The organism is Aminobacter niigataensis, from assembly GCF_014200015.1.
Lineage (GTDB): Bacteria > Pseudomonadota > Alphaproteobacteria > Rhizobiales > Rhizobiaceae > Aminobacter > Aminobacter niigataensis.
On the sequence record NZ_JACHOT010000001.1, the window covers coordinates 1,425,245 to 1,447,190 of the forward strand.

Here is a 21,946-nt window from a genome sequence, read left to right on the forward strand (position 1 = left end):
CGCGAAAGACGCTATATATAGACAAAAGGAAATCGACCGATGCGCATCGAGCGGCGTTTCACCAAGGATGGACAATCGGCCTATGCGGAGATCGAGTTCCGCAAGGCGCTCTCCGAGATCAAGAATCCGGACGGCTCGGTGGTCTTCCGGCTCGACAACATCGATGTGCCGGCGCAGTTCTCCCAGGTCGCGGCCGACATCCTGGCGCAGAAGTATTTCCGCAAGGCCGGCGTGCCCGCCCGCCTGAAGAAGGTCGAGGAGAACGACGTCCCCTCCTTCCTGTGGCGTTCGGTTCCCGACGAGGCCGAACTTGCCAAGCTGCCCGAAAACGAACGCTACGGCTCCGAGATCGACGCCCGCCAGGTCTTCGACCGTCTCGCCGGCACCTGGACCTATTGGGGCTGGAAGGGCGGCTACTTCAAGAGCGAAGACGACGCCCGCGCCTTCAAGGACGAGCTGTCCTACATGCTCGCCACCCAGCGCGTGGCGCCGAACTCGCCGCAGTGGTTCAACACCGGCCTGCACTGGGCCTATGGCATCGACGGTCCTGGCCAGGGCCACTTTTATGTCGACCCCTTCACCGGCAAGCTGACCAAGTCGAAGTCGGCTTACGAACACCCGCAGCCGCATGCCTGCTTCATCCAGTCGGTCGCCGACGACCTCGTCAACGAGGGCGGCATCATGGACCTGTGGGTGCGCGAGGCGCGCCTGTTCAAATACGGCTCGGGCACCGGCTCGAACTTCAGCCACCTGCGCGGCGAAGGCGAAAAGCTGTCCGGCGGCGGCCGTTCGTCCGGCCTGATGAGCTTCCTCAAGATCGGCGACCGTGCTGCGGGCGCCATCAAGTCGGGCGGCACCACCCGCCGTGCGGCCAAGATGGTGGTGGTCGACGCCGACCATCCCGATATCGAGGCCTATATCGACTGGAAGGTGAAGGAAGAGCAGAAGGTGGCGGCCCTCGTCACCGGTTCCAAGATCGTGCGCCAGCACCTCAGCAAGATCATGGCGGCCTGCGTCAACTGCGAAGGCCAGGATGACGACTGCTTCGACCCGGCCGTCAACACCGCGCTCAAGCGCGAGATCAAGGCCGCCAAGAAGAACGCGGTGCCGGAGAACTACATCTACCGCGTCATCCAGTTCGCCAAGCAGGGCTACAGCTCGATCGAGTTCAAGACCTACGACACCGACTGGGATTCGGAGGCCTACCTCACCGTTTCGGGGCAGAACTCCAACAATTCGGTCTCGCTCAAGGACGACTTCCTGCGCGCTGTCGAGGGCGACGGCGAATGGCACCTGACCGCCCGCAAGGACGGCAAGGTGCTCAAGACGCTCAAGGCGCGCGATCTGTGGGAAAAGATCGGCTACGCCGCCTGGGCCTCGGCAGATCCCGGCCTGCACTTCAACACCACGATGAACGACTGGCACACCTGCGCCTCCGCAGGCGCCATCCGTGCGTCGAACCCGTGCTCGGAATACATGTTCCTCGACGACACGGCCTGCAACCTCGCCTCGATCAACCTGCTGCCCTACCGCAACACCGACGGCACCATCGACATCGCGGCCTACGAGCACACCGTGCGCCTGTGGACCGTCGTGCTCGAAATCTCGGTGATGATGGCGCAGTTCCCGTCCAAGGAAATCGCCAAGCTCTCCTACGAGTACCGCACGCTCGGCCTCGGCTATGCCAATATCGGCGGCCTGCTGATGACGTCCGGCATTCCCTATGACTCCGACGAGGGCCGCGCCATCGGCGGCGCGCTGACGGCGATCATGACCGGCGTGGCTTACGCCACCTCGGCCGAGATGGCCTCCGAACTCGGCGCCTTCCCCGACTATGACCGCAACGCCGCAAACATGCTGCGCGTCATGCGCAACCATCGCCGCGCCGCCTATGGCGACAAGGACGGCTACGAGAAGCTGTCGGTGCATCCGGTGCCGCTGGTCGCTTCCGACCTCAAGCAGCAGGAACTGGTGACCCATGCCCGCGCCGCCTGGGACCGCGCCATCGAGCTCGGCGAGGAACATGGCTACCGCAACGCCCAGGCAACCGTGATCGCGCCCACCGGCACGATCGGCCTTGTCATGGATTGCGACACCACTGGCATCGAGCCGGACTTTGCGCTGGTCAAGTTCAAGAAGCTCGCCGGCGGCGGCTACTTCAAGATCATCAACCGTGCAGTGCCCGAGGCGCTGCGTACCCTCGGCTATAGCGAAGCCCAGATCGCCGAGATCGAGGCCTATGCCGTCGGCCACGGCAATCTCAACCAGGCGCCCGGCATCAACCCCGGTTCGCTGCGCTCCAAGGGCTTCAGCGACGAGAAGATCGAGGCACTGAACGCCGCCCTCAAGAGCGCCTTCGACATCAAGTTCGTATTCAACAAGTGGACGCTGGGCGAAGACTTCTGCAAGGACGTGCTCGGCCTGACCGAGGCGCAGCTCAACGACTTCTCGTTCGAGATGCTGCCGGCGCTCGGCTTTTCCAAGCGCGACATCGAAGCCGCCAACATCCATGTCTGCGGTGCAATGACGCTGGAAGGCACGCCGTTCCTCAAGGACGAGCACCTGCCCGTGTTCGACTGCGCCAATCCCTGCGGCAAGATCGGCAAGCGCTATCTTAGCGTCGAGAGCCACATCCGCATGATGGCGGCGGCCCAGCCCTTCATCTCGGGCGCCATCTCCAAGACCATCAACATGCCCAACGAGGCGACGGTCGAGGACTGCAAGAGCGCCTACATGCTGTCGTGGAAGCTGGCGCTCAAGGCCAACGCGCTCTACCGCGACGGCTCCAAGCTGTCGCAGCCGCTGAACGCCTCGCTGATCGCCGACGAGGACGAGGACGAAGACGATGCCGTCGAGGCGCTGATCGCGGCACCCGCCGCCGCCAAGGCGGTGCAGGTCACCGAAAAGATCGTCGAGCGCGTCATCGAGCGGCTCTACCGCGAGCGGGAAAAGCTGCCGAACCGCCGCAAGGGCTACACCCAGAAGGCCGTCGTCGGCGGCCACAAGGTCTACCTGCGCACCGGCGAATTCGACGACGGCCGCCTCGGCGAGATTTTCATCGACATGCACAAGGAAGGCGCTGCCTTCCGCGCGATGATGAACAATTTCGCCATCTCGATCTCGCTCGGCCTGCAGTACGGCGTGCCGCTCGACGAATATGTCGAGGCCTTCACCTTCACCAAGTTCGAGCCGGCCGGCATGGTCGTCGGCAACGACGCCATCAAGAACGCCACCTCGATCCTCGACTATGTCTTCCGCGAGCTCGCCGTCAGCTATCTCGGCCGCCACGACCTCGCTCATGTCGACCAGTCGGATTTCGACAAGACGGCGCTCGGCAAAGGCATCACCGAAGGCAAGGCCCTGCCCTTTTCCAAGGGCCTGACCCGCGGCGCCTCCCCGCTCAAGGTCGTCTCCGGTGTCGCCGGCAACGACCCCAAGGGCTCGGCGGCTACCGCAAGTCCAGCGCGCGTGACGCCTGTGACCGCCTTCTCCGGCTCCAACGTGCTGGCGCTCGCCCCCAAGGCGGCGATCTCGGCGGAGGAATCGACCGCCTACAAGCGCGACTACGAGGAGCGGGCCAAGGAACTGGTCGAAGAAGTCACGACCGAAGAGACCGTCGAGGAAACATCGGTCACGACGTCGCTGTTCACCGACGCCGCAGCCCAGGAAGCAGCAGAGGCCAAGAAACTCGCCGCCGACCGCCGCGCCAAGTCGATGCTGCAGGGCTACACCGGCAATTCCTGCTCGGAGTGCCAGAACTTCACCATGGTGCGAAACGGCACCTGCGAGAAGTGCGACACCTGCGGCGCGACGAGCGGGTGCAGCTGAGGCGTGGTCCCACTGGTAAAGTAATAGCGAAAAGACAGTAGGCCGCCACAGTGCGGCCTACTCTTTTAGTAACTGGGCAGGCAACGACTCGCTTCCGCGACTACTCGCACTGGATGACGCGCGGATGTCGATATGCTCCTCGTACCAAACGAGCCGATGCACACCATATCGCGCGGTGAAGCCTGTACCCTCACCCGACTTGTGCTCCGGCAAACGACGGGCCAGGTCATTGGTCACGCCGATATAGATCGTGCCATCCTTCTGGCTAGCAGTCATGTGACGTAGCCGCTCATGACCTGCGCAAGTCCTCCCCGACGATTGGCGCGAACGCCCCCTCCCTTCGTCGTCCTAGGGCGGAGCAGGAGCGAAGCGACGTCGCGGAGACCCTAGGATCAATGCCGTGACCTTGCGGCAACCCCCAAACGGTTCAGAACGCTCGCCTTTTCTTGCCCCGCTCCGCATTCCTCACGCTCACGGCATGGATCCTCGGGTCAAGCCCGAGGATGACGAAACGGAAGAGACCGCTCCCACCAATTCCCCTCACCATCCAAGTCCGCGAAACAGCTCGTGCCACTCGGGATTGCTCGTCTCGATCAACTCGATCTTCCATTGGCGCGGCCAGCGCTTCAGCGATTTCTCGCGCTGGATGGCGTCGCGGATATCGAAATGCTCCTCGTACCAAACGAGGCGATGCACGCCATATCGCGCGGTGAAGCCTGTACCCTCACCCGACTTGTGCTCCGGCAAACGACGCGCCAGGTCATTGGTCACGCCGATATAGATCGTGCCACCCTTCTGGCTGGCGGTCATGTAGACGTAGCCGGTCATGACCAGAGACTAGTCGCGGCAAAGTTGTGTGCAAGCCCTCCACACCTGCCGATGCCTTAATGCATGTAGTCTTGTGTGAGGAGCGGCCACCGCTTCGTCATCCTAGGGCGGAGCAGGAGCGCAGCGACGTCGCGGAGACCCTAGGATCCATGCCGTGACCTTGCGGCAACGCCAAGCGGTCCAGAACGCCCACCTTTCATCTCCCGTTCCGCATTCCTCACCCTCACGGCATGGATCCTCGGGTCAAGCCCGAGGATGACGAAGGCAGGGAGGCCAGCGGCCATTTTCGAAGGCCGTCGATTTGCGGACAAGCGGGGGCAACTGGCCGCTCGATCCAGCGAACGATGAGCCGACATAACGAGTGGTAAGTCCGTGCCAAGTAAAGCGCCCGCCGTTTGAGTTCCGTTTCCAGCTACCCCTCATCCGCATTGGCTGCGGCCCGGAATCTCGCCTCGAACTCCCGCCGCAGTTCGCGGCGCAGCTCGGCGGCGCGGTGGCGGCGGCGGTCGATCTCGGTCGCCGGCACGAAAGCCGGAATCTCGGTCGGGCGGCCGTCTTCGTCCACCGCCACCATGGTGAAATAGCAGGAATTGGTGTGGCGCCGCTGGCCGGAGCGGATGTTTTCGGCTTCGACATGGATGCCGATTTCCATCGAGGTGCGGCCGGCATAGTTGACCGACGCCCGGAAGGTGACCAGTTCGCCGACATTGATCGGCTCCCTGAACACCACCTGGTCGACCGACAGCGTGACCGCGTATTTGTTGGAATAGCGCGAGGCGCATGAAAAGGCGACGCGGTCGAGCAGGTTGAGCAAGGCACCGCCATGCACCTTGCCGCTGAAATTCGCCATCTCGGGCGTCATCAGCACGACCATCTCGAGCCGACGCGTGTCCCTGTCTTCCACCTATGGACCCTTCCCCTGACGATGTCGGCACAGCATTCGATGTGATGCGACGCTATCCGGGATGCGGTTGGAACGCCAGTTTCAGCCGGTGCCGCATGACGGAAACCCAGCGCTCCCGTCAGCGCATGAAGATCAACGCCATGCCGGCGACGACCAGTGCCGCCCCGGCCCAGGCGCCGCCGGCGGGGCGTTCGCCGGTCCGCGCCCACAGCATGGGCAGGATGATCACCGGCGAGGTTGCCGACAGCGTCGAGACGATGCCCACCTTGCCGCCGGAAAGCGCAAATAACAGCAGCGTCATGCCGATGCCGAGCGCGATGATGCCGGTCAACGCCGTCAGTGCCGCGACCTTGAATGTCAGCGGCGCCCGCGGTTTTACGGCCGGTATCGGCAGTTGGATCAGCACGCTGAGGCAAAAAGCGGCGATGCCGACACGCAGCATCGACGCCACGAACGGGTCGATGCCCGTCGCCATCACCGGCCTTGCTATGATCGAGCCGATCGCCTGGCCGGCCGCCGCCCCCAGTCCGAGCGTCACGCCGACCCACAACGGCCCCTTCACCGTCTCCCAGGCGTGCAGCTGGTCGCGACGCTTGCCGAACAGGATCGCCAGCAACACGCCGGCGACCGTCAGGCCGATACCCGCGGCAGCTTTCGGCGCGAGGTCTTCGCCCAGCATCAGCCAGCCGAGAACGGCGGCCATCGGGGCGTTCAGCGCAAACAGGATGCCCGATCGCCGGGGCCCGAGCCGGTTCAGCGCCGCAAACAGCAGCGTGTCGCCGGCGAAGATGCCGACCAGGCCGGACAGCAGCAGGGGCCCGGCACTGCCGGCGTCGAGTTCGCGCCAGGTGCCGGTGAACAGCACGTAGAGCGCCAGCAGCCCGGTGACGAAGACCTGCCGCAAGCGGTTGAATGCCGGCGCGCCGAGATAGCCGGCGGGTCCGGCCGAGATCAATCCCGTGACGGCCCAGCATGTCGCGGCCCCGATTGCTGCGATCTCGTGAACAGGCATCTTCGTTCCGGTTGGCAAGAGGACTGAAAAGACGAAGGACACGACCGCGTCATCCGGCGCACCGCTATAGACGCGCTGGATATTTCGTCCAGTGGCACGGCATGGGCTGAACAGGGCCACCGGAAAACCAATCGATTCATTCGAACGATTCAAGCATTATTACGCGTTGGATCGATCAGACGGGCAACAATAGCTTGTACCTGAAAAGGACCAAGCCATGAACGCCCACACCCGAGCCGAAGCCCAAGACGCCGTCGCCATCAGCCCGCGTCAGGCGCGCCATGAAAGCCGCTGCAACCTGCTGCCCGGCGTTGCGCTGACCGTGGCCATCGCCGGCATCGCCTTCGCGCTCCGGCTTATTCCCGGCCTCTCGGCCTTCAGCCCGATGATCATCGCCATCGTCCTCGGCATGGCGGTCCACAATCTCTGGGGCACGCCGGCCGCGGCCAAGGCCGGGGTGACTTTCGCCATGCGCCGGCTGCTGCGTTTCGCCATCATCCTGCTCGGCCTGCAACTCACTGCGAGCCAGGTTGCGGAGGTGGGTGCTGCGGGCATCGCCATCATCGCCACGACGCTCGTCGCCACCTTCGCCTTCACGCTTTGGCTGGGAAAGGCGATCGGTGTCGACCGCAAGCTTGCAGAGCTGATCGCCGCCGGCACCTCGATCTGCGGCGCCTCGGCGGTCATCGCCACCAACACGGTGACCAGGGCGCCCGACGAGGACGTCGCCTATGCGGTCGCGTGTGTCACCGTCTTCGGCTCGGTGGCGATGTTTGCCTATCCACTGCTGCCCGGCCTGTTCCACCTCGACGCTCACGCCTATGGCCTGTGGGCCGGCGCCTCGATCCACGAGATCGCCCAGGTGGTCGCGGCAAGCTTCCAGGACGGCCAGCAGGCCGGCGAGTTCGGCACGGTGTCCAAGCTCACCCGTGTCATGATGCTGGCGCCGGTGGTGATCGCGCTCGGTGTTGCTGCCAGGCAGCGCGCCAGGTCGGCGGGAAGGTCCCGGGACGGTGCCCCTGCCCCGATGCCCTGGTTCGTGCTCGGCTTCGTCGCCATGGTCGGCCTCAACAGCCTGATCGACATTCCGTCCGAGGCAAAGGCGTGGATCGTCACGCTGACCACCTTCCTTCTGGCCACCGCGCTCGCCGCCATGGGGCTCGACACCGACATCGCCAGGCTCTGGGCCCGTGGCGCCCGTCCACTGCTGCTTGGCCTCGGCGCATTCCTTTTCATTGCGGTTTTCAGTCTGATACTGGTCAAGCTTGCGGGCTGACGACTGAAAGGAACACCGTGACCCTCGAACAGCTCAGGATCTTCGTCGCGGTGGCCGAGCGCGAACACGTCACCCGCGCCGCCGAAGCACTCAACCTGACGCAATCGGCGACGAGTGCCGCCGTGTCGGTGCTCGAAGCGCACTACCAGACCCAGCTCTTCGACCGTGTCGGTCGCCGCATCGTGCTGACCGATGCAGGGCGGATCTTCCTATCCGAGGCGCGCGCGGTGCTCGCCCGCGCCCGCTCCGCCGAGATCGTGCTTGCAGATCTTGCCGGCCTCAAGCGCGGCACGCTCAAGCTCGCCGGCAGCCAGACGGTCGCCAACTACTGGCTGCCCGGCATCGCCCACCGTTTCCGGTCCAGCTATCCCGGCATCGAGCTCGACGTGACCATCGGCAACACCGAAACGGTCGCGGCCCAGGTCCGAGACGGCATTGCCGATCTCGGCTTCGTCGAGGGCGAAGTCGACGACCCGGCCCTTGCCATCGAGCCGGTCGCCGACGACGAACTGGTTCTCGTCGCTGCGCCCGGCCATCCCTGGACCAGCAACGCCGCCTTCACCCCGCGCGATCTCCAGGCAGCGCGGTGGGTCCTGCGCGAGCCGGGTTCGGGCACGCGGGCGCATTTCGAGGCCGTGCGCGCCGCCCGCGGCATCGAGCCCGGCAGCCTCGACATCGCGCTGGAACTGCCGTCGAACGAGGCTGTCCGGGCCGCGGTAGAGGCCGGCGCCGGCGTCGCCGTGATGTCGCGACTCGTCGCCGAAGCCTCGCTCAAGGCCGGCACGCTGGCCGCCATCGATTTCGACCTGCCCAAGCGCCGCTTCTTCTCGCTCCGCCACAAGGAGCGTCATGCGACGCGGGCAACCCGCGAATTCCTTGCCCTTGTGGCGCGGCCGGCAATCGGCGCCTGACGATAGCGGCTCAGTTACCGAACTTCAGCACGGCGCTGGCGCGGTTCATTTCGCCCGCTAACAACGCGCGAATACTTTCCCCAATATCCGCGGCCAAGGCCCATGGCCGCGGATGCTGTTCGATGCCTAGAAGCTGACCGCCAGCTTGGCATCGACACCGTGGTCGGAAGCACCGTTGCTCACCCGCCCGGCATAGCTGATGCCGAGCCTCGTCTTCGGCGCGACGGCGAAGTCGATGCCGGCACCCAGCACCGCCGCGTCCCTGGCGATCGCTGAACCGGTGATGTCGAAGCCGCCGCTGCCGTCGAAGGCGAAGGACGAGGTCGCAGCGACGTCGCCGAAGGCGTGGCGCCAGCCGAGCGTGCCGTGCAGCGTGGCGTCGACTGCGCCCAGCGCCACCTCGGTCGAGCCGCGCACGCCGAGCGTGGTGAAGGTCACGTCGCTGCTCGACGCTTCGCTGGACAGCGCTGCCGCCCCGCCCGCTTCGGTGAAGGCATCGATGCGCAGGTTGACATAGGTCAGGTTGGAGAAGCCCTCGACGGTGAAGCGCCCGGCATCGACCTTGTAGCTCGCCTCGCCGAACACCTGCGCTGTGCCGCCATCATATTTGGCCGACAGCGCGTCCGCGAAGCCCGCGAAAGCGACCTGGCGCGCCGTGTCGAAGCGGTGCCAGGTGTAGCCGGCGCCGACGGTCAGCCCAAAGGGACCGGCCCGCGTGCCGGCATTGACGCCGACATGATAGTTGTCGGCGCTGCCGCTCGAGCTGCCATTGGCGCTATTGAATGACGAACGGCTGTAGCCCGCGATCACGCCGGCGCGCCAGCTGTCGCCGACCATGGCATCGCCACCCGCCAGCAGCCCGCCCGTGCTGCGGTCGAAGCCGACATTGGTCGCATCGGCCTTGCTGTCGCCCCATGAGCCGAAGGCCCGCGTCCACAGCGCGAAGCGGTCGGTGTCGGCAGGCACAAGTTCCAGCCCGTCGTCGCCATAGGACATGACAGGCATGCTGGCCGCTGCGTTGTCGCCAAAAGCCTGGTCGATGCGGCTGGTGGCAGCGTCCAGCATGACGCCGCCATCCTGCATCATCATGCCCCTGGCCGAGGCATGGACTTCGCCCGAAAGCTGCTCGAACGCCTGCTGTGCGCCGGCCTCATCAAGATTGGCCACGGCGGCGTAAGCGGCGTTGTCGAAGCCCAGGCTTTCCAGGGCTGCGGCGGTCGCCTTCTGGTTGCCGTTGGCGCCGACCTCGGCAAAGCTGATGTCGTTGCGGCTGAGCGTCAGCGTCACGTCGTTGGCGCCATAGGCCAGTGTCGGGTCGAGGAAGGCAAGGTTCGAGCTGACGTCGGCAAAGGTGCCGGACACGCCGCCGCCTGCCGTGAGGATCTTGTAGCTGGTCTGCGGCGCATAATTGTTGCCACTGGCCAACGTCAGCACCGAGCCGCCCTTGAGCATGGCCTCGCCTGATGCCGCGACCTTGTCGCTCTCGCCCTTGTCGTTGGCCTCGACCTCGAACTTCGAGCCGGCCTCGAAGGTGATGTCGCCGGCGACATTGATGGTGCCGATCGAATTGCCCGGCGCCAGCACGCCACCCGAGGCGACTACCGTATTGCCGAGCGTGCCGATGCCGCCAAGCGTGCCGCCGGCGCCGATCGTCGTCAGCGTCGAGGAGGCGATCGAGCCCTGGAGGGAGAGCACGCCGGCCCCGACGACGGTCTCGCCGGTGTAGCTGTGGGTGCCGTCGAGCACCAGCGCACCGAGGCCGAGCTTGGTCAGGTTGCCGGTGCCCGAGATCTCCTTGTTGATGCCGACGATATTGGTTGCATCGGCGATGTCGATCGAGCCGCCGCCTGCCTCCAGCACGACGTTGCGGCCCAGCACATGCATGTCGGTGCCGGCAATCCTGAGGCTGCCGCCATCGAGGCGGAGCTTCGCCTGTTCGGTGCCGAGGGCCGCGTCCTCCTCTACGACGACGGTACCGCCGTCGGCGACCTTGAGTTCGCCGATGAAAGTATGGTCGTCGATGCAGTAGTCGACAATCGCCTGCTGGAAGCGCGCATCGGTGCTCTTGCAGTCGAGCAGCGTCTTCTTCTCGGCCTCCGTCAGTCCGGCCAGGATCGGCAGGCCGTTGGCGTCGGAGATCTGGCCGAGATAGACGTCGTCGCGCATGTTGTTGCGCGAGAGGAAAAACTCCTTGCCGCGCTCGGCGAAGGTCGAGGCGTCCTTGCCCCAGACGACGCGCGTCCTGGCGGTGCCGCCGTCGTCATAGGTTTCAAGCTGCGGCCCGACCCAGCGCACATTGTGCGCCACCGGCTCGTGGTCGGAGAGCGGCGTCTTCGAACCATTGGCGTTTGTCACGTAGCTGACATCGGTGATGACGCCGAGATAGGAGTCGTTCTGGTCGTCGTCGATCTGCCACCACTTGCCGAATGGCCGCGACGCCAGGAAATGGTCGATCTTGACGCGGTGCCAGCTCCCCCAGGTGTTGGTCGCGTCCTCGCCATGCGAGGGCCAGGTCACCGAACCGTCGTTCAGCGCATGCGGCGAGAACTGCTCGCGCTCGTTGGGCAGTTGCAGGACCTGGTACTGCTTCTTCAGGATGTTCATGGTCTGCGGCAGGTTGCCGGCGACCGGATACATCTCGTCGGCGAACAGGCCCGCAGGGATCGGCGCACCGTCGATCGCCGCATTTCCCTTGCCCTTCCACTGGGCGATGAAGGCGTCGAGCTGCGGCTGATCCTTGGCATACTGCTTCAGCAGGTCGAGATAGAACGCGTTGGTTGGGTTCTTGGTGTAGATCCTGAGCAGCCGCTCCTGCTGGCTGATCGAGTGCAGGCCGCGTTCCGAGACGTCGCCGGCGTTGAAATCTCCGGTCATGATGATCGGGGCCGTCGCCGAGGCCGCCCACTGGTTCAGCCCCTTGGCTTCATTGATGCGGTTGGTGGAGGGGTCGTAGTAGTTGAGATGAGTCGTCGCGACGTAGCTCTGCGGCCGGCTCGAAGTGGCGTCGAGCAAGGTGTAGGTGGCGGTGTCGCCAATCTTGTTGGCGCCGTATGTGCCCGGCAGGCGCGAGAACACACCGACGTCGCCGTCCTGGCGCTTGCCGAAGGCGCCAAGCCCCGCTCCGCTCAGAATCCCGGGAATGTCGCGCACATAGGTACTGTTGGCCTGCAGTTCCTGGAAGGTCAGGACATCGTAATTGCCCTTGACGAAGAATTCCGACATCACGCTCGGATTGGCCTTGAACCTGTCGAGCCAGGTGTTGAGCGTCAGGATCCGGATCGAATCCTCGGCCGCCTGTGCGGCAACCGCCGAGACGGCCAGCGCTGTGCCGCACAGCAGCGCGGCTGCTGCGGCGCGCAGGCGCCTGTCGGGGCGGGTTTGGGCAGGCGCATCCTCGGCGCCATGTTGGAAAGTCGTCATCGCGTAACTCCTGTGTGCGACGCGACCGCGCATTGTCACAAAACCGCCAGGGCTGGCGTGCGAATGACATGTTGCGGTCACTGAAAAGTACGGATTCGGACATTAGTTGCGGTAGATGTCACTTTTACAACATTCCTGGATACAGTCCCAAAACCCCGCGCACGTCACCGAGTTGCTGGATGAACCCGGCATACGAATTTGCTAGCTAGGATTGTGGAGACCGGATCGCAGATGGCCAGAACGAACGGACCCGGCATGGACAAGGACGACAAGAAATCGAGGCGCCAGGCCCAGATCTTGAGCTATCTGGAGAAAAACCACTACGTCTCGATCGAGGAGATCACCACGCTTTACGGGGTAACGACACAGACCGCGCGTCGCGACATCATGGCTCTCGAACAGGACGGCAAGGTGCGCCGCCTGCACGGCGGAGCTACCATTTCGACACCGGTCGAGCCGTCGGTGCTGCGCCAGCGTCGGGTCGACAATGCCGCGCAGAAGGAAAAGATCGGCCGCCTCGCCGCCGAACTCATCCCGGACGGCGCTGCCGTGTTCATCGACACCGGCACCACCTGCGAGGCGGTGGCACGGGCGCTGATCGGCCGCCGCGACCTGCGCGTCGTCACCTACTCGCTGCGGGTAGCCACGACGCTCAGCGAAAGCACCAATTTCGCCATAGCCGTCCCCGGCGGCTTCGTCCGCCAGGTCGACGGCGGCGTGTTCCGCGAGGAGACATCAGACTATATCAGGAGGTTCAAGTTCGACGTCGCCGTCATTTCGGTCAGCGGTGTCGACCATGACGGCGACATCGGCGACGACGACCATGCCGAGGTCGCCGCGGTCTCCGCCGCCATGGGCCAAGCCGGACGCACCATCATGGCCGTCGACAGCTCAAAATTCGGGCGCCGCGCGCTCGTTCGGCTCGGTTCGTTGTGCGACATCCACACGCTCGTTACCGATACGCTGCCCGAAGAGCGCTTGCTCAACAAGCTGCGCGACAGTGGCGTCGAAATCCGCGTCTAGGCGTTGCGATAGAGCGGCGTCCTTTCGGAAATGGCCTGGTCTAGGGCCTGAATGGCCCTAGGGGCACAGCGGCAGCGTCGCGCAGGCCGAAGGCATCGGACGAAACAGCCTGCTCTTCCGGCGGGCGCTTGCACTGGACGACACGCTTTCCCATCCCTGGGTACCTGCCACGGCATGGCGCGCGAGCATGCGGATGTCGTCGGCGCTGTATCCATCACGCTCCATGAGCTTCAGGATGATCGGGTCGTGCAACAGTTCCTCAAGCGTCAGTTCCGGCTGATCGCCCATAGTCGCCTCCGTTCGTGACCAATAGACTAGACACAACATAATCCCGAACCGTGACCGGCAAATGGCGGTTGCGTGACACGAAACGGGCTTTTCGTCGGCTGGCGGCCATTGGAGGTGGCCGCCTCGCTGGATTTGCGTATTGCGCTTGCTACCAGCTGATGCGGGCCTGCGGCATGCCATACATCAGGCGCGAAAACTCGTCGCCGGAGACATGCACCAGCGTGCGGTGGTCGCCGCCCTCGAAATAGACATCGCTGCCGCGGCGCAGCTGCTCGTCGACCACGCAAGCCACCCTGTAGGGCACGCCGAGGATCGGGACAGCCCCCTCGTCGCAGTCGGGAAACAGCGAGCTCGCCTCCTCTTCGGTGGCGAGCCGCACCTTGTCGCCGATGATCTCGCGCATCCTGGCGAGGTCGACATGGCGCGAGGCCGGCAGCACGGCGAGCACATAGCCGTCCTCCCATCTCAGCACCACACCCTTGGCAAGGGCATTGCCGGGCACGTGGCTCGCCTCGGCAGTCATCATCGAGCAGCCGGTCCGCGCATGTTTGGCGGCGTCGTAGCGGATGTGATTGTCCTCTAGATATTCTTGCATCGTCAATGAGATAGCCATGACCGTTCCTCCGGTGGGCGTACATCGGACGCTATGGACCGGAACAGGCGGAGCAGGCGGCTGGCACCCAAGCGATGGTATCGGACAGTCCGATCCCGCCATGGCCAACTCATTGCCGGTTTGCCGGTATGCCGAAGTTTCGAGGCCCCAACTGGGGTATTTCGAACGCGCGGGAAAGATACACTGCGCGGCCGCCGACAGCAACAAAAGAGACCGCCGCGCGCCCCATTTCGAAGCGCGCGGCGACTGTGTCGGCCAGGCTTGCGGCGCCCTCGCCTACTGCGCTGCCTTGACCTGCTCGTCCCAGGTTTTCACCTTGGTCTCGCCGTTGAGGAAGGGCAGCGCCATCGCTGCCAGTTCGGGCGCGAAGAAGACATCGTAGTGGGTCCGGTTGGGGATGATCGCCAGGCGGTTCTGCGACATGGTCTCGCGCATCCAGCCGGCATCCTTCAAGCCGCCGCCGAGGAGCTGGTAGAATTTCACGATGTGCTCGGGCCGGTACATGTCGCTGTCGCCATAGACCAGCATGACCGGCATCTTCAGTGTCTTGACGTCGTCGGCCCAGTCATAGGGCGTGCGCATCATCTCGCCCATTCTGTTGAGCAGCTTGGGGAAATCCTCGACCTTCGGCGCCACCGCCGCATAGGCCTGGTACATCGGCGTCGGCTTCATCATCTCGGCCATGCCGGCGCCGACCTGGGCCTGCATCGGCAGCATCTCGGGATAGAAGCCGTCCTGGGCAAAGCCCGCCGATACCAGCACAAGCCTGCGAACCGCGTCTGGATGCTGCACGGCAAGGCGGAAGGCCACACCGGCGCCCATCGAATAGCCCATGGCGTCGGTCTTGCCGTAGCCGAGCGTCTTCAGCAGGCCGGCCATGTCGTCGCCCATGTCGACAAGGCTCATCTTGCGCTCGGTAAGTGCGGTTCGGCCATGGCCGTAGAGGTCGACCGCGATCACCTGCCGGCCCTTCGACAACGCCGGCAGCACCGGTCCGAACATGTCGATCGAGCCTAGTCCGCCATGGAGCAGCAGTAACGGCTCGCCCTCGCCGCGGATCTCGTAATAGTATTTCACGCCGTTGATCTCGGCATGTCCGGTCTTGGCGCCGGCAGCCGTAGATTTAGTCGTCTCAGCCATGGCCGACCCTCCGGTTACAACCGCGAGTGCCGCCGCCGCCAGCATGGTGATGAAACTGCGCTTGTTCATGTCCTCGTCCCTTCTCCCGCCAGGTCTTGCGACCCGTTGCTCCTAGGACGAACGGGATGACGGGACGCCGACATTGGTAGAGAAATTCTCCACGGATGAGGACGCGCCTGACTTACCTGCCTTCCCCCTTGCGGGAGAAGGTGGCCGAGCGAAGCGAGGTCGGACGAGGGGTGTTGGAAGGAATGAGAGGCAGAAGGAAACTCTGGATGGTGAAAAATCTGAAACGCTGCACTCCGTCCAGAACCCCTCATCCGCCCCTTAGGGGCACCTTCTCCCACAGGGGAGAAGGAAAGGCACCTCTCAGAGCGTCTTCGCCAAAGCCTCGAGCTGGTCGGCGCACTGGCCCCAGCCCTCGTGAAAGCCCATCTTTTCATGAGCCTCGCGATCCTCGACCGTCCAATGCCTGGCAATGGCGGTGTATTTTGTCTTGCCGCTGCCGGCATCCTCGAAGGTCACGGTCGCCGCCATGAACGGCTTTTCCGACGGCAGCCAGGCTTCGGTGAAGGCATCGGTGAAGACCAGCTTCTCGTTCGGCACGACTTCGAGATAGACGCCGGAGCTGGGATAATCGACGCCCTCGGGGCTGCGCATGGTGATGGCGCTGGTGCCGCCGGCGCGCACGTCTAGCCTGGCACTGGCCGTCGTCCAGGGCAGCGGCGCAAACCATTTCGGCAGCAATTCGGCATCGGTCCAGCAGCGATAGAGCTTTTCGCGAGGGGCATCGATGATGCGGGTGAGCACCAGCTCGCGGTCGTTGGCACTAGCATTCATGTCGTCGTCTCCTGATGAATTTGGCTTTCGAAGCAAGGACGAAGCACAGCGGGCCGCACCGACAGTTCGATGCAAAAATTCGGCGGCTAGTGTTTGCGCGCCTGGACCAGATAGGAATCGATCGACGTCTCGCCCAGCCAGCGCGCCGCTTCGAGCCGGTGCAGGCCTTCGACCAGCACGTAACGCTTGCCGTCGTGGCGCACCTGTATCGGCGTCTTCATGCCGTTCTCGACGATGTCCTCGGCGAGATGCCGCACGGTTTCGGGATGCAGCGTCTTCTTGCGCGCGGCAGGCACATAGATGTCGTTGAGCGGTATCTTCTGGACTCTGAGCATGGTGGCTTCCGGCTGTGGAAGTACAGCTCCTCGTAGATAGGGTGTTTTGCTGAGCCGGCCAAGGCAGCCGCCGGCGGCCTCAAGCCGATCGCCCTGCGGCGTCAGCTCCTTTTCTTGGCGGTACGCCGCTTGGCGTCATCGATCATCATGTTGGCCAGTTGCATGCGCACCATGGCGCGCTGGCGCAGGTGCGGCGCCACCCGGTCGGGATGGTTGGCCAGCGCAAAGATGCGGCGCATCTTGGCGAGATCGGCGGGCTTGGCATCGGCCAGCCCCAATTCGGCGGCAATCACTTCTGGGTCGATCGACGGCGCCTCGGGCTCCTCGACCGCAACCGCCTTGGCCTTGACCATGTCGAGCAGCGACACGAACTCGTCTTCCAGCGCGGCCCCTGCTTCGCGGTACTCGGCGGCAACCGTCTCGCCGGCGACGCGGATGCGGCCCGAATGCAGCTCGTCGGCAACCGCAAGATAGTCGAAAGGGATCGTCGGCGCGGGCGCAATGTCGCCTGGCTCGGACGCAACAAACAGATCATCGAGCAACGAAGCAAAGTCCCGATTGATCCCGGTGCCCATGCAAGGCCCTCCGCACGAAAACAAATGATACGCAATATCCGGCAGAACCATAGGGGTGGCCGGTTAAAAATCGCTTCGATGCTTCGTCCGCATCTTAGGAATCGAACTGGAAAAAGCCGGGCCGCACGAGGACGACGGCCCGGAAACGCCCTACGGCGAGGAAAACCGGCAATCGCCGGCAATGCAGCTACGCTGGCGATGGGATTTTTGTTTCATCGCGACGAGATGAAAACGCCGGCACCCCGCATGGCAGCCATGTTTATGCTGCACTGCACAATCACAATGGAATCACCTATATGTGCAATGGGAGGACCAACAGGAGCCTGAAACATGGGTTTCTACACTGAACTGTTCGCCCGCCCGCGCCCCAAGGAACAGGCACGCTATCGCGCAGCGCTCGCGCTGCTCAATGCGATGAGCAATGCCGACCGCTCCGACATCGGCGTCAAGCCGGCCGATTTCCCGCGCATTGCCCGGGAAATGTCGACACGCCAGGCGTGATGGTCCCGCGCGTCACTGCGCTGCCGCAATCGATCATGCATCATTGCGGCAGGCAGGAGATTCGCGATGAAGATTTTTTCGACGCCCGCGGCCGCCACGCTGGCCCTTTCGGCACTATGGCCCGTCCAGGCATTCGCGGCCGAACTGCCTTATCTCGATGACCGATCCGACGCGGCCGCCGTCGTCCGCTCGCTCTATAATGCGGTGAGCCGCAAGGAATATGCCCGGGCCTGGGATTATTTCGGCGAAGCCAAGCCGGCCAAGGATTTCGAAACCTTCGCCAAGGGCTACGAGGCGACCGAGCGCGTCGACGTCGAAACCGGCGCGGTCAGCTCGGAAGGCGCTGCCGGCAGCATCTTCTACAACATCCCGGTCGCGATCCGCGCCGTCGACAAGGACGGCACCGAGAAGGTTTTCGCCGGCTGCTATACCGCTCGCCAGGTCAATGGCTCGATCCAGGAGCCGCCGTTCACTCCGATCCAACTCGACAAGGGCGCACTCAAGCCCGCCGAAGGCGAATTGGCCGGCGCGCTGCCCAAGCAATGCGGCGACGCCCCGCCCACCGAAACCGATGCCGTGCTCGACCAAGCAAAGAAGCTGTTTGCCAGTGACTACCAAGGCTCGTGCGACACCCGCTCGGAACGCGACGATGCCGCGCTGAGCTACACGATTTCCTATCACAACAAGACAGACGCGGCGGACGCCAAGCCGAGCGAGGCCAGGCTGTTCCGCTTCTACTGCACGATGGGCGCCTACAACGAGACCCACGTCTACTATTTCTGGAGCGAGCTTGCCGGGCTGAGGCAGCAACACTTCGCCACGCCCGAACTCGATATCCGCTACGAGAACGACGACAGCGAGGGCAAGGTCGAGAGCGTCAGCACCATCGGCTACCGCTCGGAAGGCGAGCTGGTCAATTCGTTCTACGACGTGAACACCAGGACAATCGCCTCGCACGCCAAATGGCGCGGCGTCGGCGACGCCTCGTCGGACGGCATCTGGATCTTCCGCGACGGCGCGTTCTCGCTGGTGAAATACGACGTTGATGCATCCTATGACGGCGAGATCAACCCGGAGACAGTGCTCGACTACAACACCGGGCCGTGACCGCTATCTTGCTGCCAGCATCCAGTTGAGCGTCTCGCGCCAGTCGGTCATGCGGATCGGCGTACCGTGGGTGCCGGTCTCGAAACGCACGAAACGCACGGGGTAACCCGGCTTCTTGGCAAGGATCGAGCGGAAGAACGCCTCCTGCTTTTCCACCGGGAAGACCGGGTCCTTGCTGCCCTGGGCGAAAAACACCGGCACCTTGGCCGCAAAAGCCGGAGACTTGAGAAAACCGTCCTCCCACAGCGAGCCAAGCAGCATCAGCCCGCTCAACTGCTTGGCCGCCCCGGCGTCACGGGCCAGTCCCCAGCACAGCGCCCCACCCATCGAGCCGCAGGCGACAACGACCTTTGCGCCAGGGGATTGGGCTGCGTAGTGCTCGATCAGGGCAGCTACCTCTGAAACACCCTTGTCGCCGAAGTCGGAAAAGTCAGGTGACAGATAGAGCCCGCCATTGGCGACCATCAGGTTCTTGATACGGTTGAAGTTGCCGCCGAAGGTGAAGTCGTCGACGCCCTGCTTGCGGCTGCCGCCCTGGCCGTGGAGGTAGAGCACGATGACCGACGCGCCCTCGGTCTTGCCCACTGCGACATGCCTGATTTCGCCGGCGTCGGTCCTTAACACCAGGTCCTGCTGCACCTTGCGCACGCCGGTCGAGACATACTTGCCCTGGACCCTGCGCTCAGGCACCTGGTCGCGCTCGTTGATGTCGCGCATCTCCTGGTAATCGACGACGCGGTAGGTATCGCCCTCGGAGGACAGGATCGCCGGATAGGCAAAGAGGTCGTCCTTGTAGGGCGCGAGGGTTTGGGCATGGGCGGGAGAGGCAACTGATGCGGCGAGAACAAGCGGCAGAACGAAGTGGCGTATGCTGACTTGCAGCCAAGCGCTACACGTTGCCCCCCTCTGTCCTGCCGGACTGTCCGGCAGGACAGAGGGGGGCGCGAAGGAATGCGACTTCGATTTGAAAGCGTTGAGAACCATCACCAAGGGTTGGCTGGCCAACAGGCCCTTTGTCAACACGCTCAATCCTGCAGCACCCCGCCCGCTCCTTCGAGCGCCTCGGGCGTGTCGACATCGACAGCCGCCCCTGCGCCGATCTCGACGTCGATCACATCGACACCCTCGGCCTCGACCAGATGCCGGGCGCCGGTGTCGCCTTCGAGGTGGGCGACCGCAGGGAACAAAGACCGGGGCAGGATGACCGGGTTGCCGCGCTTGCCGTCGTGGGTGGCGCGAACCACGGCGCGGCCCTCGGCGCGTTCGAAAGCCTCGATCAGCCGGTCGAGGTCGGCTGGCAGCACCTCGGGCATGTCGCCAAGCACGATCAGCGCGCCGGCGGCATCCTCGGGAAGTACCGCGACGCCCGCCTTGAGCGAACTGGCGAGACCGGAAACGAAATCGGCATTGTGCGCAACCGGAATGTCGAGGCCTGTAAGTGCCTCACGGATACGAGCCGCCTGATGGCCGGTCACCACGACAGTGCTTTCGGCCTTCGATGCGAGCACCCGCTCGGCCGTGCGGCGCACCAGCGGCTTGCCCTGGAACAGCGCCAGCAGCTTGTTGGGTCCGCCCATGCGATTGGAGCGGCCGGCAGCGAGCAGCACCGCATGGACTCTCCGCACCGGCGGAATGGCAGACAGATCGCGCGGCTGCGGACGCGTCTGGATTTCCATCAGCAAACCTCCGACGCCCATGCCGCCGATGTCGGCCGCAGTCACCTCAAGTCCTGAAATCAGCCGGTCAAGCACCCAGTCGAAGCCGTTTTCCTTGGGGCTGCGGGCGCAGCCGGGCGCGCCGATGACCGCCGTTGCTCCGATATGACCCAGCACCAGAAGATTGCCGGGATCGACCGGCATGCCGGAACGGACAACTGTGCCGCCGGCTGCCCGGATCGCAGCCGGGATGACATCATCGAAATCGCTCAGCGCCGAAGCGCCGAAGATCACGACCATGTCGTGCTCACGGGCCAGCGCCCTCGCCGCCTCGGCCACGGCCGAGGCTTCGTGGGGGGTACGGCGCTCGGCGGTCAGCCGGCTGCCCGAACGTGCCAGCCGCTGTTCGGTCAGGCGCGCGGTCTTGTCGAGCACGCTTGCCTTGACGCTCGGCAGCACCGTCTGGATGACGCCGACACGCTTCGGCACGAACGGATTGACGGCGAAGATCTCGCTTCGCTCGCAAAGCGCGGTTGCCTGCCGCACGAGATAACCGGCGACAGCGAAGGGAATGATCTTCACCGTCGCGACCATCTGGCCCTTTTCGACGGTGGCGTGCCGGGCGAGCGTGGCAACGGTGATCGACGGATCGATGGCGTTGATGGCGTCGACGAGGCCAGCGTCCACCGTGAAAACACCGGCTTCCCGCGCATGCAGATTGACCCGGCCCGTCGCCGCCGGCTTCACCTCGACATGACGATGCCGCATGCTTGCCGCGATAGTCTCGGCTGCAGCGTCCTCGCCGAGGTCGCCGGGCTCCAGCACCGCGACGACGATCTCGGTCAGGCCCGCAGCCGCCAGGATGGCGATGTCTGCGGCACCGAGCACATGAGCCTTGCGGTAGCGACGGTCCCCTGCACTGGTTGAATGAGCCAGGACCGCGCCCTCTGCCTGTTCGACTGAGATGGAGCCGAATTTCACGCCGCCTCGCTTTTTGCCTTGGCGCCAAGCCCGCGCGAACGGAATGCGGCGATGACCTGCGCCAGGACCGCGACAGCAATCTCGGCCGGGTTGGCCGCACCGATATCGATACCGATCGGCGCATTGATGCTTTCGATCTGGGTAGGTGTCGCCCCCATGCCGAGAAGGCGCTCGACGCGCTTGGCGTGGGTCTTGCGGCTGCCCAGGGCGCCAACATAGAAGCACTCGGCATCAAGGGCTGCCTTGAGCGCGAAATCGTCGATCTTGGGATCATGCGTCACCGCCGCCAGCGCGGCATAGCGGTCGAGCGGGCAATGTTTCAAGACGTCCTCGGGCCATTCGGCATGGAGGGTGACGTCGGGAAAGCGATCGTCGCTGGCAAAGGCCGTGCGCGGATCGATGATCTCCAACGGAAAACCAGCAATCTTGGCCATCGGCGCCAGCGCCTGGCTGATGTGCACGGCGCCGACGACCACCAGCCGCGGCTGCGGCAGATGCACGTTGAGGAAGAATTGGCGACCCTCGGCCTCGGCCGTGCCGGAAAGGCCGGTGCGGAAGGCCCTGGAGATCGCCTCGCCGAGATCGCCCGCGACGACATCGCCCTCCTTGACGACACGGTCGCGGCCGTCGCCCATGTCGGTGACCAGGATGGCCGCACGTCGCGCGCGGCGCTCGGCATTCAACGTCTTCAGTGCAAACGGATCCATCG

The 21,946-nt window shown here is 64.4% G+C and carries 20 protein-coding genes; 6 read left to right on the forward strand and 14 right to left on the reverse strand.

From position 1 onward, the window contains the following. Window positions 1–39: 39 nt before the first annotated feature. Complete coding sequence (locus GGQ99_RS07280; RefSeq protein WP_183261671.1) at window positions 40–3,828, forward strand: vitamin B12-dependent ribonucleotide reductase; 3,789 nt, start codon at window positions 40–42, stop codon at window positions 3,826–3,828. A gap of 57 nt (window positions 3,829–3,885) precedes the next feature. On the opposite strand, the gene GGQ99_RS07285 is transcribed toward GGQ99_RS07280, so the two are convergent. From GGQ99_RS07285 to GGQ99_RS07300, 4 genes are all read right to left on the reverse strand, one after another. Continuing rightward, a complete protein-coding gene (locus GGQ99_RS07285; protein ID WP_183261672.1) occupies window positions 3,886–4,104 on the reverse strand; it encodes a GIY-YIG nuclease family protein in 219 nt (72 codons plus the stop codon). Between the two features lie 264 nt (window positions 4,105–4,368). Next, on the reverse strand, window positions 4,369–4,656 hold the full coding sequence (locus GGQ99_RS07290; RefSeq protein ID WP_183261675.1) for a GIY-YIG nuclease family protein: 288 nt from the start codon (window positions 4,654–4,656) through the stop codon (window positions 4,369–4,371). 412 nt (window positions 4,657–5,068) lie between these two features. After that, window positions 5,069–5,530, reverse strand: coding sequence for an acyl-CoA thioesterase (locus tag GGQ99_RS07295; RefSeq protein ID WP_183262380.1), 462 nt, complete (start codon window positions 5,528–5,530; stop codon window positions 5,069–5,071). A 148-nt stretch (window positions 5,531–5,678) separates the two neighbouring features. After that, the gene (locus tag GGQ99_RS07300) at window positions 5,679–6,572 is read right to left on the reverse strand and encodes a DMT family transporter (protein ID WP_183261676.1); all 894 of its coding nucleotides are present in this window, start codon (window positions 6,570–6,572) and stop codon (window positions 5,679–5,681) included. 301 nt (window positions 6,573–6,873) lie between these two features. On the opposite strand from GGQ99_RS07300, the gene GGQ99_RS07305 reads away from it, so the two are divergent. Continuing rightward, window positions 6,874–7,848, forward strand: a complete 975-nt coding sequence (locus tag GGQ99_RS07305; RefSeq protein ID WP_425486792.1) for a YeiH family protein — start codon at window positions 6,874–6,876, stop codon at window positions 7,846–7,848. Window positions 7,849–7,865: 17 nt separating this feature from the next. Continuing rightward, complete coding sequence (locus tag GGQ99_RS07310; RefSeq protein ID WP_183261682.1) at window positions 7,866–8,759, forward strand: LysR substrate-binding domain-containing protein; 894 nt, start codon at window positions 7,866–7,868, stop codon at window positions 8,757–8,759. Between the two features lie 126 nt (window positions 8,760–8,885). Here GGQ99_RS07310 and GGQ99_RS07315 read toward each other — a convergent pair whose 3' ends face one another. Further along, complete coding sequence (locus GGQ99_RS07315; protein ID WP_183261685.1) at window positions 8,886–12,179, reverse strand: autotransporter domain-containing protein; 3,294 nt, start codon at window positions 12,177–12,179, stop codon at window positions 8,886–8,888. A 231-nt stretch (window positions 12,180–12,410) separates the two neighbouring features. Here GGQ99_RS07315 and GGQ99_RS07320 point away from each other — a divergent pair, with 231 nt between their 5' ends. Then, a complete protein-coding gene (locus GGQ99_RS07320; protein WP_246389439.1) occupies window positions 12,411–13,202 on the forward strand; it encodes a DeoR/GlpR family DNA-binding transcription regulator in 792 nt (263 codons plus the stop codon). A 57-nt stretch (window positions 13,203–13,259) separates the two neighbouring features. On the opposite strand, the gene GGQ99_RS07325 is transcribed toward GGQ99_RS07320, so the two are convergent. The 6 genes from GGQ99_RS07325 to GGQ99_RS07350 all read right to left on the reverse strand — a co-directional run bounded on the left by GGQ99_RS07325 (window position 13,260) and on the right by GGQ99_RS07350 (window position 16,993). Further along, a complete protein-coding gene (locus GGQ99_RS07325; protein ID WP_108608388.1) occupies window positions 13,260–13,490 on the reverse strand; it encodes a phosphoheptose isomerase family protein in 231 nt (76 codons plus the stop codon). A gap of 148 nt (window positions 13,491–13,638) precedes the next feature. Continuing rightward, a complete protein-coding gene (locus tag GGQ99_RS07330) occupies window positions 13,639–14,103 on the reverse strand; it encodes an aminoacyl-tRNA deacylase (protein WP_055970666.1) in 465 nt (154 codons plus the stop codon). Window positions 14,104–14,379: 276 nt separating this feature from the next. Next, window positions 14,380–15,312, reverse strand: a complete 933-nt coding sequence (locus GGQ99_RS07335) for an alpha/beta fold hydrolase (protein ID WP_183261687.1) — start codon at window positions 15,310–15,312, stop codon at window positions 14,380–14,382. A gap of 300 nt (window positions 15,313–15,612) precedes the next feature. Continuing rightward, entirely contained in the window at window positions 15,613–16,083 is a 471-nt protein-coding gene (locus GGQ99_RS07340; RefSeq protein ID WP_183261690.1) for an SRPBCC family protein, read from the reverse strand. Between the two features lie 86 nt (window positions 16,084–16,169). After that, a complete protein-coding gene (locus GGQ99_RS07345; RefSeq protein WP_108608392.1) occupies window positions 16,170–16,418 on the reverse strand; it encodes a ParB N-terminal domain-containing protein in 249 nt (82 codons plus the stop codon). 101 nt (window positions 16,419–16,519) lie between these two features. Next, window positions 16,520–16,993 (reverse strand): hypothetical protein, encoded by a 474-nt coding sequence (locus GGQ99_RS07350; protein WP_108608393.1) that lies wholly within the window; start codon window positions 16,991–16,993, stop codon window positions 16,520–16,522. Window positions 16,994–17,323: 330 nt separating this feature from the next. On the opposite strand from GGQ99_RS07350, the gene GGQ99_RS07355 reads away from it, so the two are divergent. After that, complete coding sequence (locus GGQ99_RS07355) at window positions 17,324–17,494, forward strand: hypothetical protein (RefSeq protein ID WP_183261692.1); 171 nt, start codon at window positions 17,324–17,326, stop codon at window positions 17,492–17,494. Between the two features lie 66 nt (window positions 17,495–17,560). Next, on the forward strand, window positions 17,561–18,601 hold the full coding sequence (locus tag GGQ99_RS07360; protein ID WP_183261694.1) for a DUF1176 domain-containing protein: 1,041 nt from the start codon (window positions 17,561–17,563) through the stop codon (window positions 18,599–18,601). A 3-nt stretch (window positions 18,602–18,604) separates the two neighbouring features. Here GGQ99_RS07360 and GGQ99_RS07365 read toward each other — a convergent pair whose 3' ends face one another. From GGQ99_RS07365 to GGQ99_RS07375, 3 genes are read right to left on the reverse strand one after another with little or no spacing between them, the layout of a single operon-like run. Beyond that, entirely contained in the window at window positions 18,605–19,630 is a 1,026-nt protein-coding gene (locus GGQ99_RS07365) for an alpha/beta hydrolase family protein (protein WP_425486779.1), read from the reverse strand. Then, window positions 19,627–21,237 carry an NTP transferase domain-containing protein gene (locus GGQ99_RS07370; RefSeq protein ID WP_183261697.1) on the reverse strand — a complete coding sequence of 537 codons (1,611 nt, stop codon included), beginning with the start codon at window positions 21,235–21,237 and terminating at the stop codon, window positions 19,627–19,629. Before GGQ99_RS07370 ends, GGQ99_RS07365 begins: the two co-directional genes overlap by 4 nt. Continuing rightward, window positions 21,234–21,944, reverse strand: coding sequence for an XdhC family protein (locus GGQ99_RS07375; RefSeq protein ID WP_183261699.1), 711 nt, complete (start codon window positions 21,942–21,944; stop codon window positions 21,234–21,236). The genes GGQ99_RS07370 and GGQ99_RS07375 overlap by 4 nt, the downstream gene beginning before the upstream one ends. Window positions 21,945–21,946 lie beyond the last annotated feature (2 nt).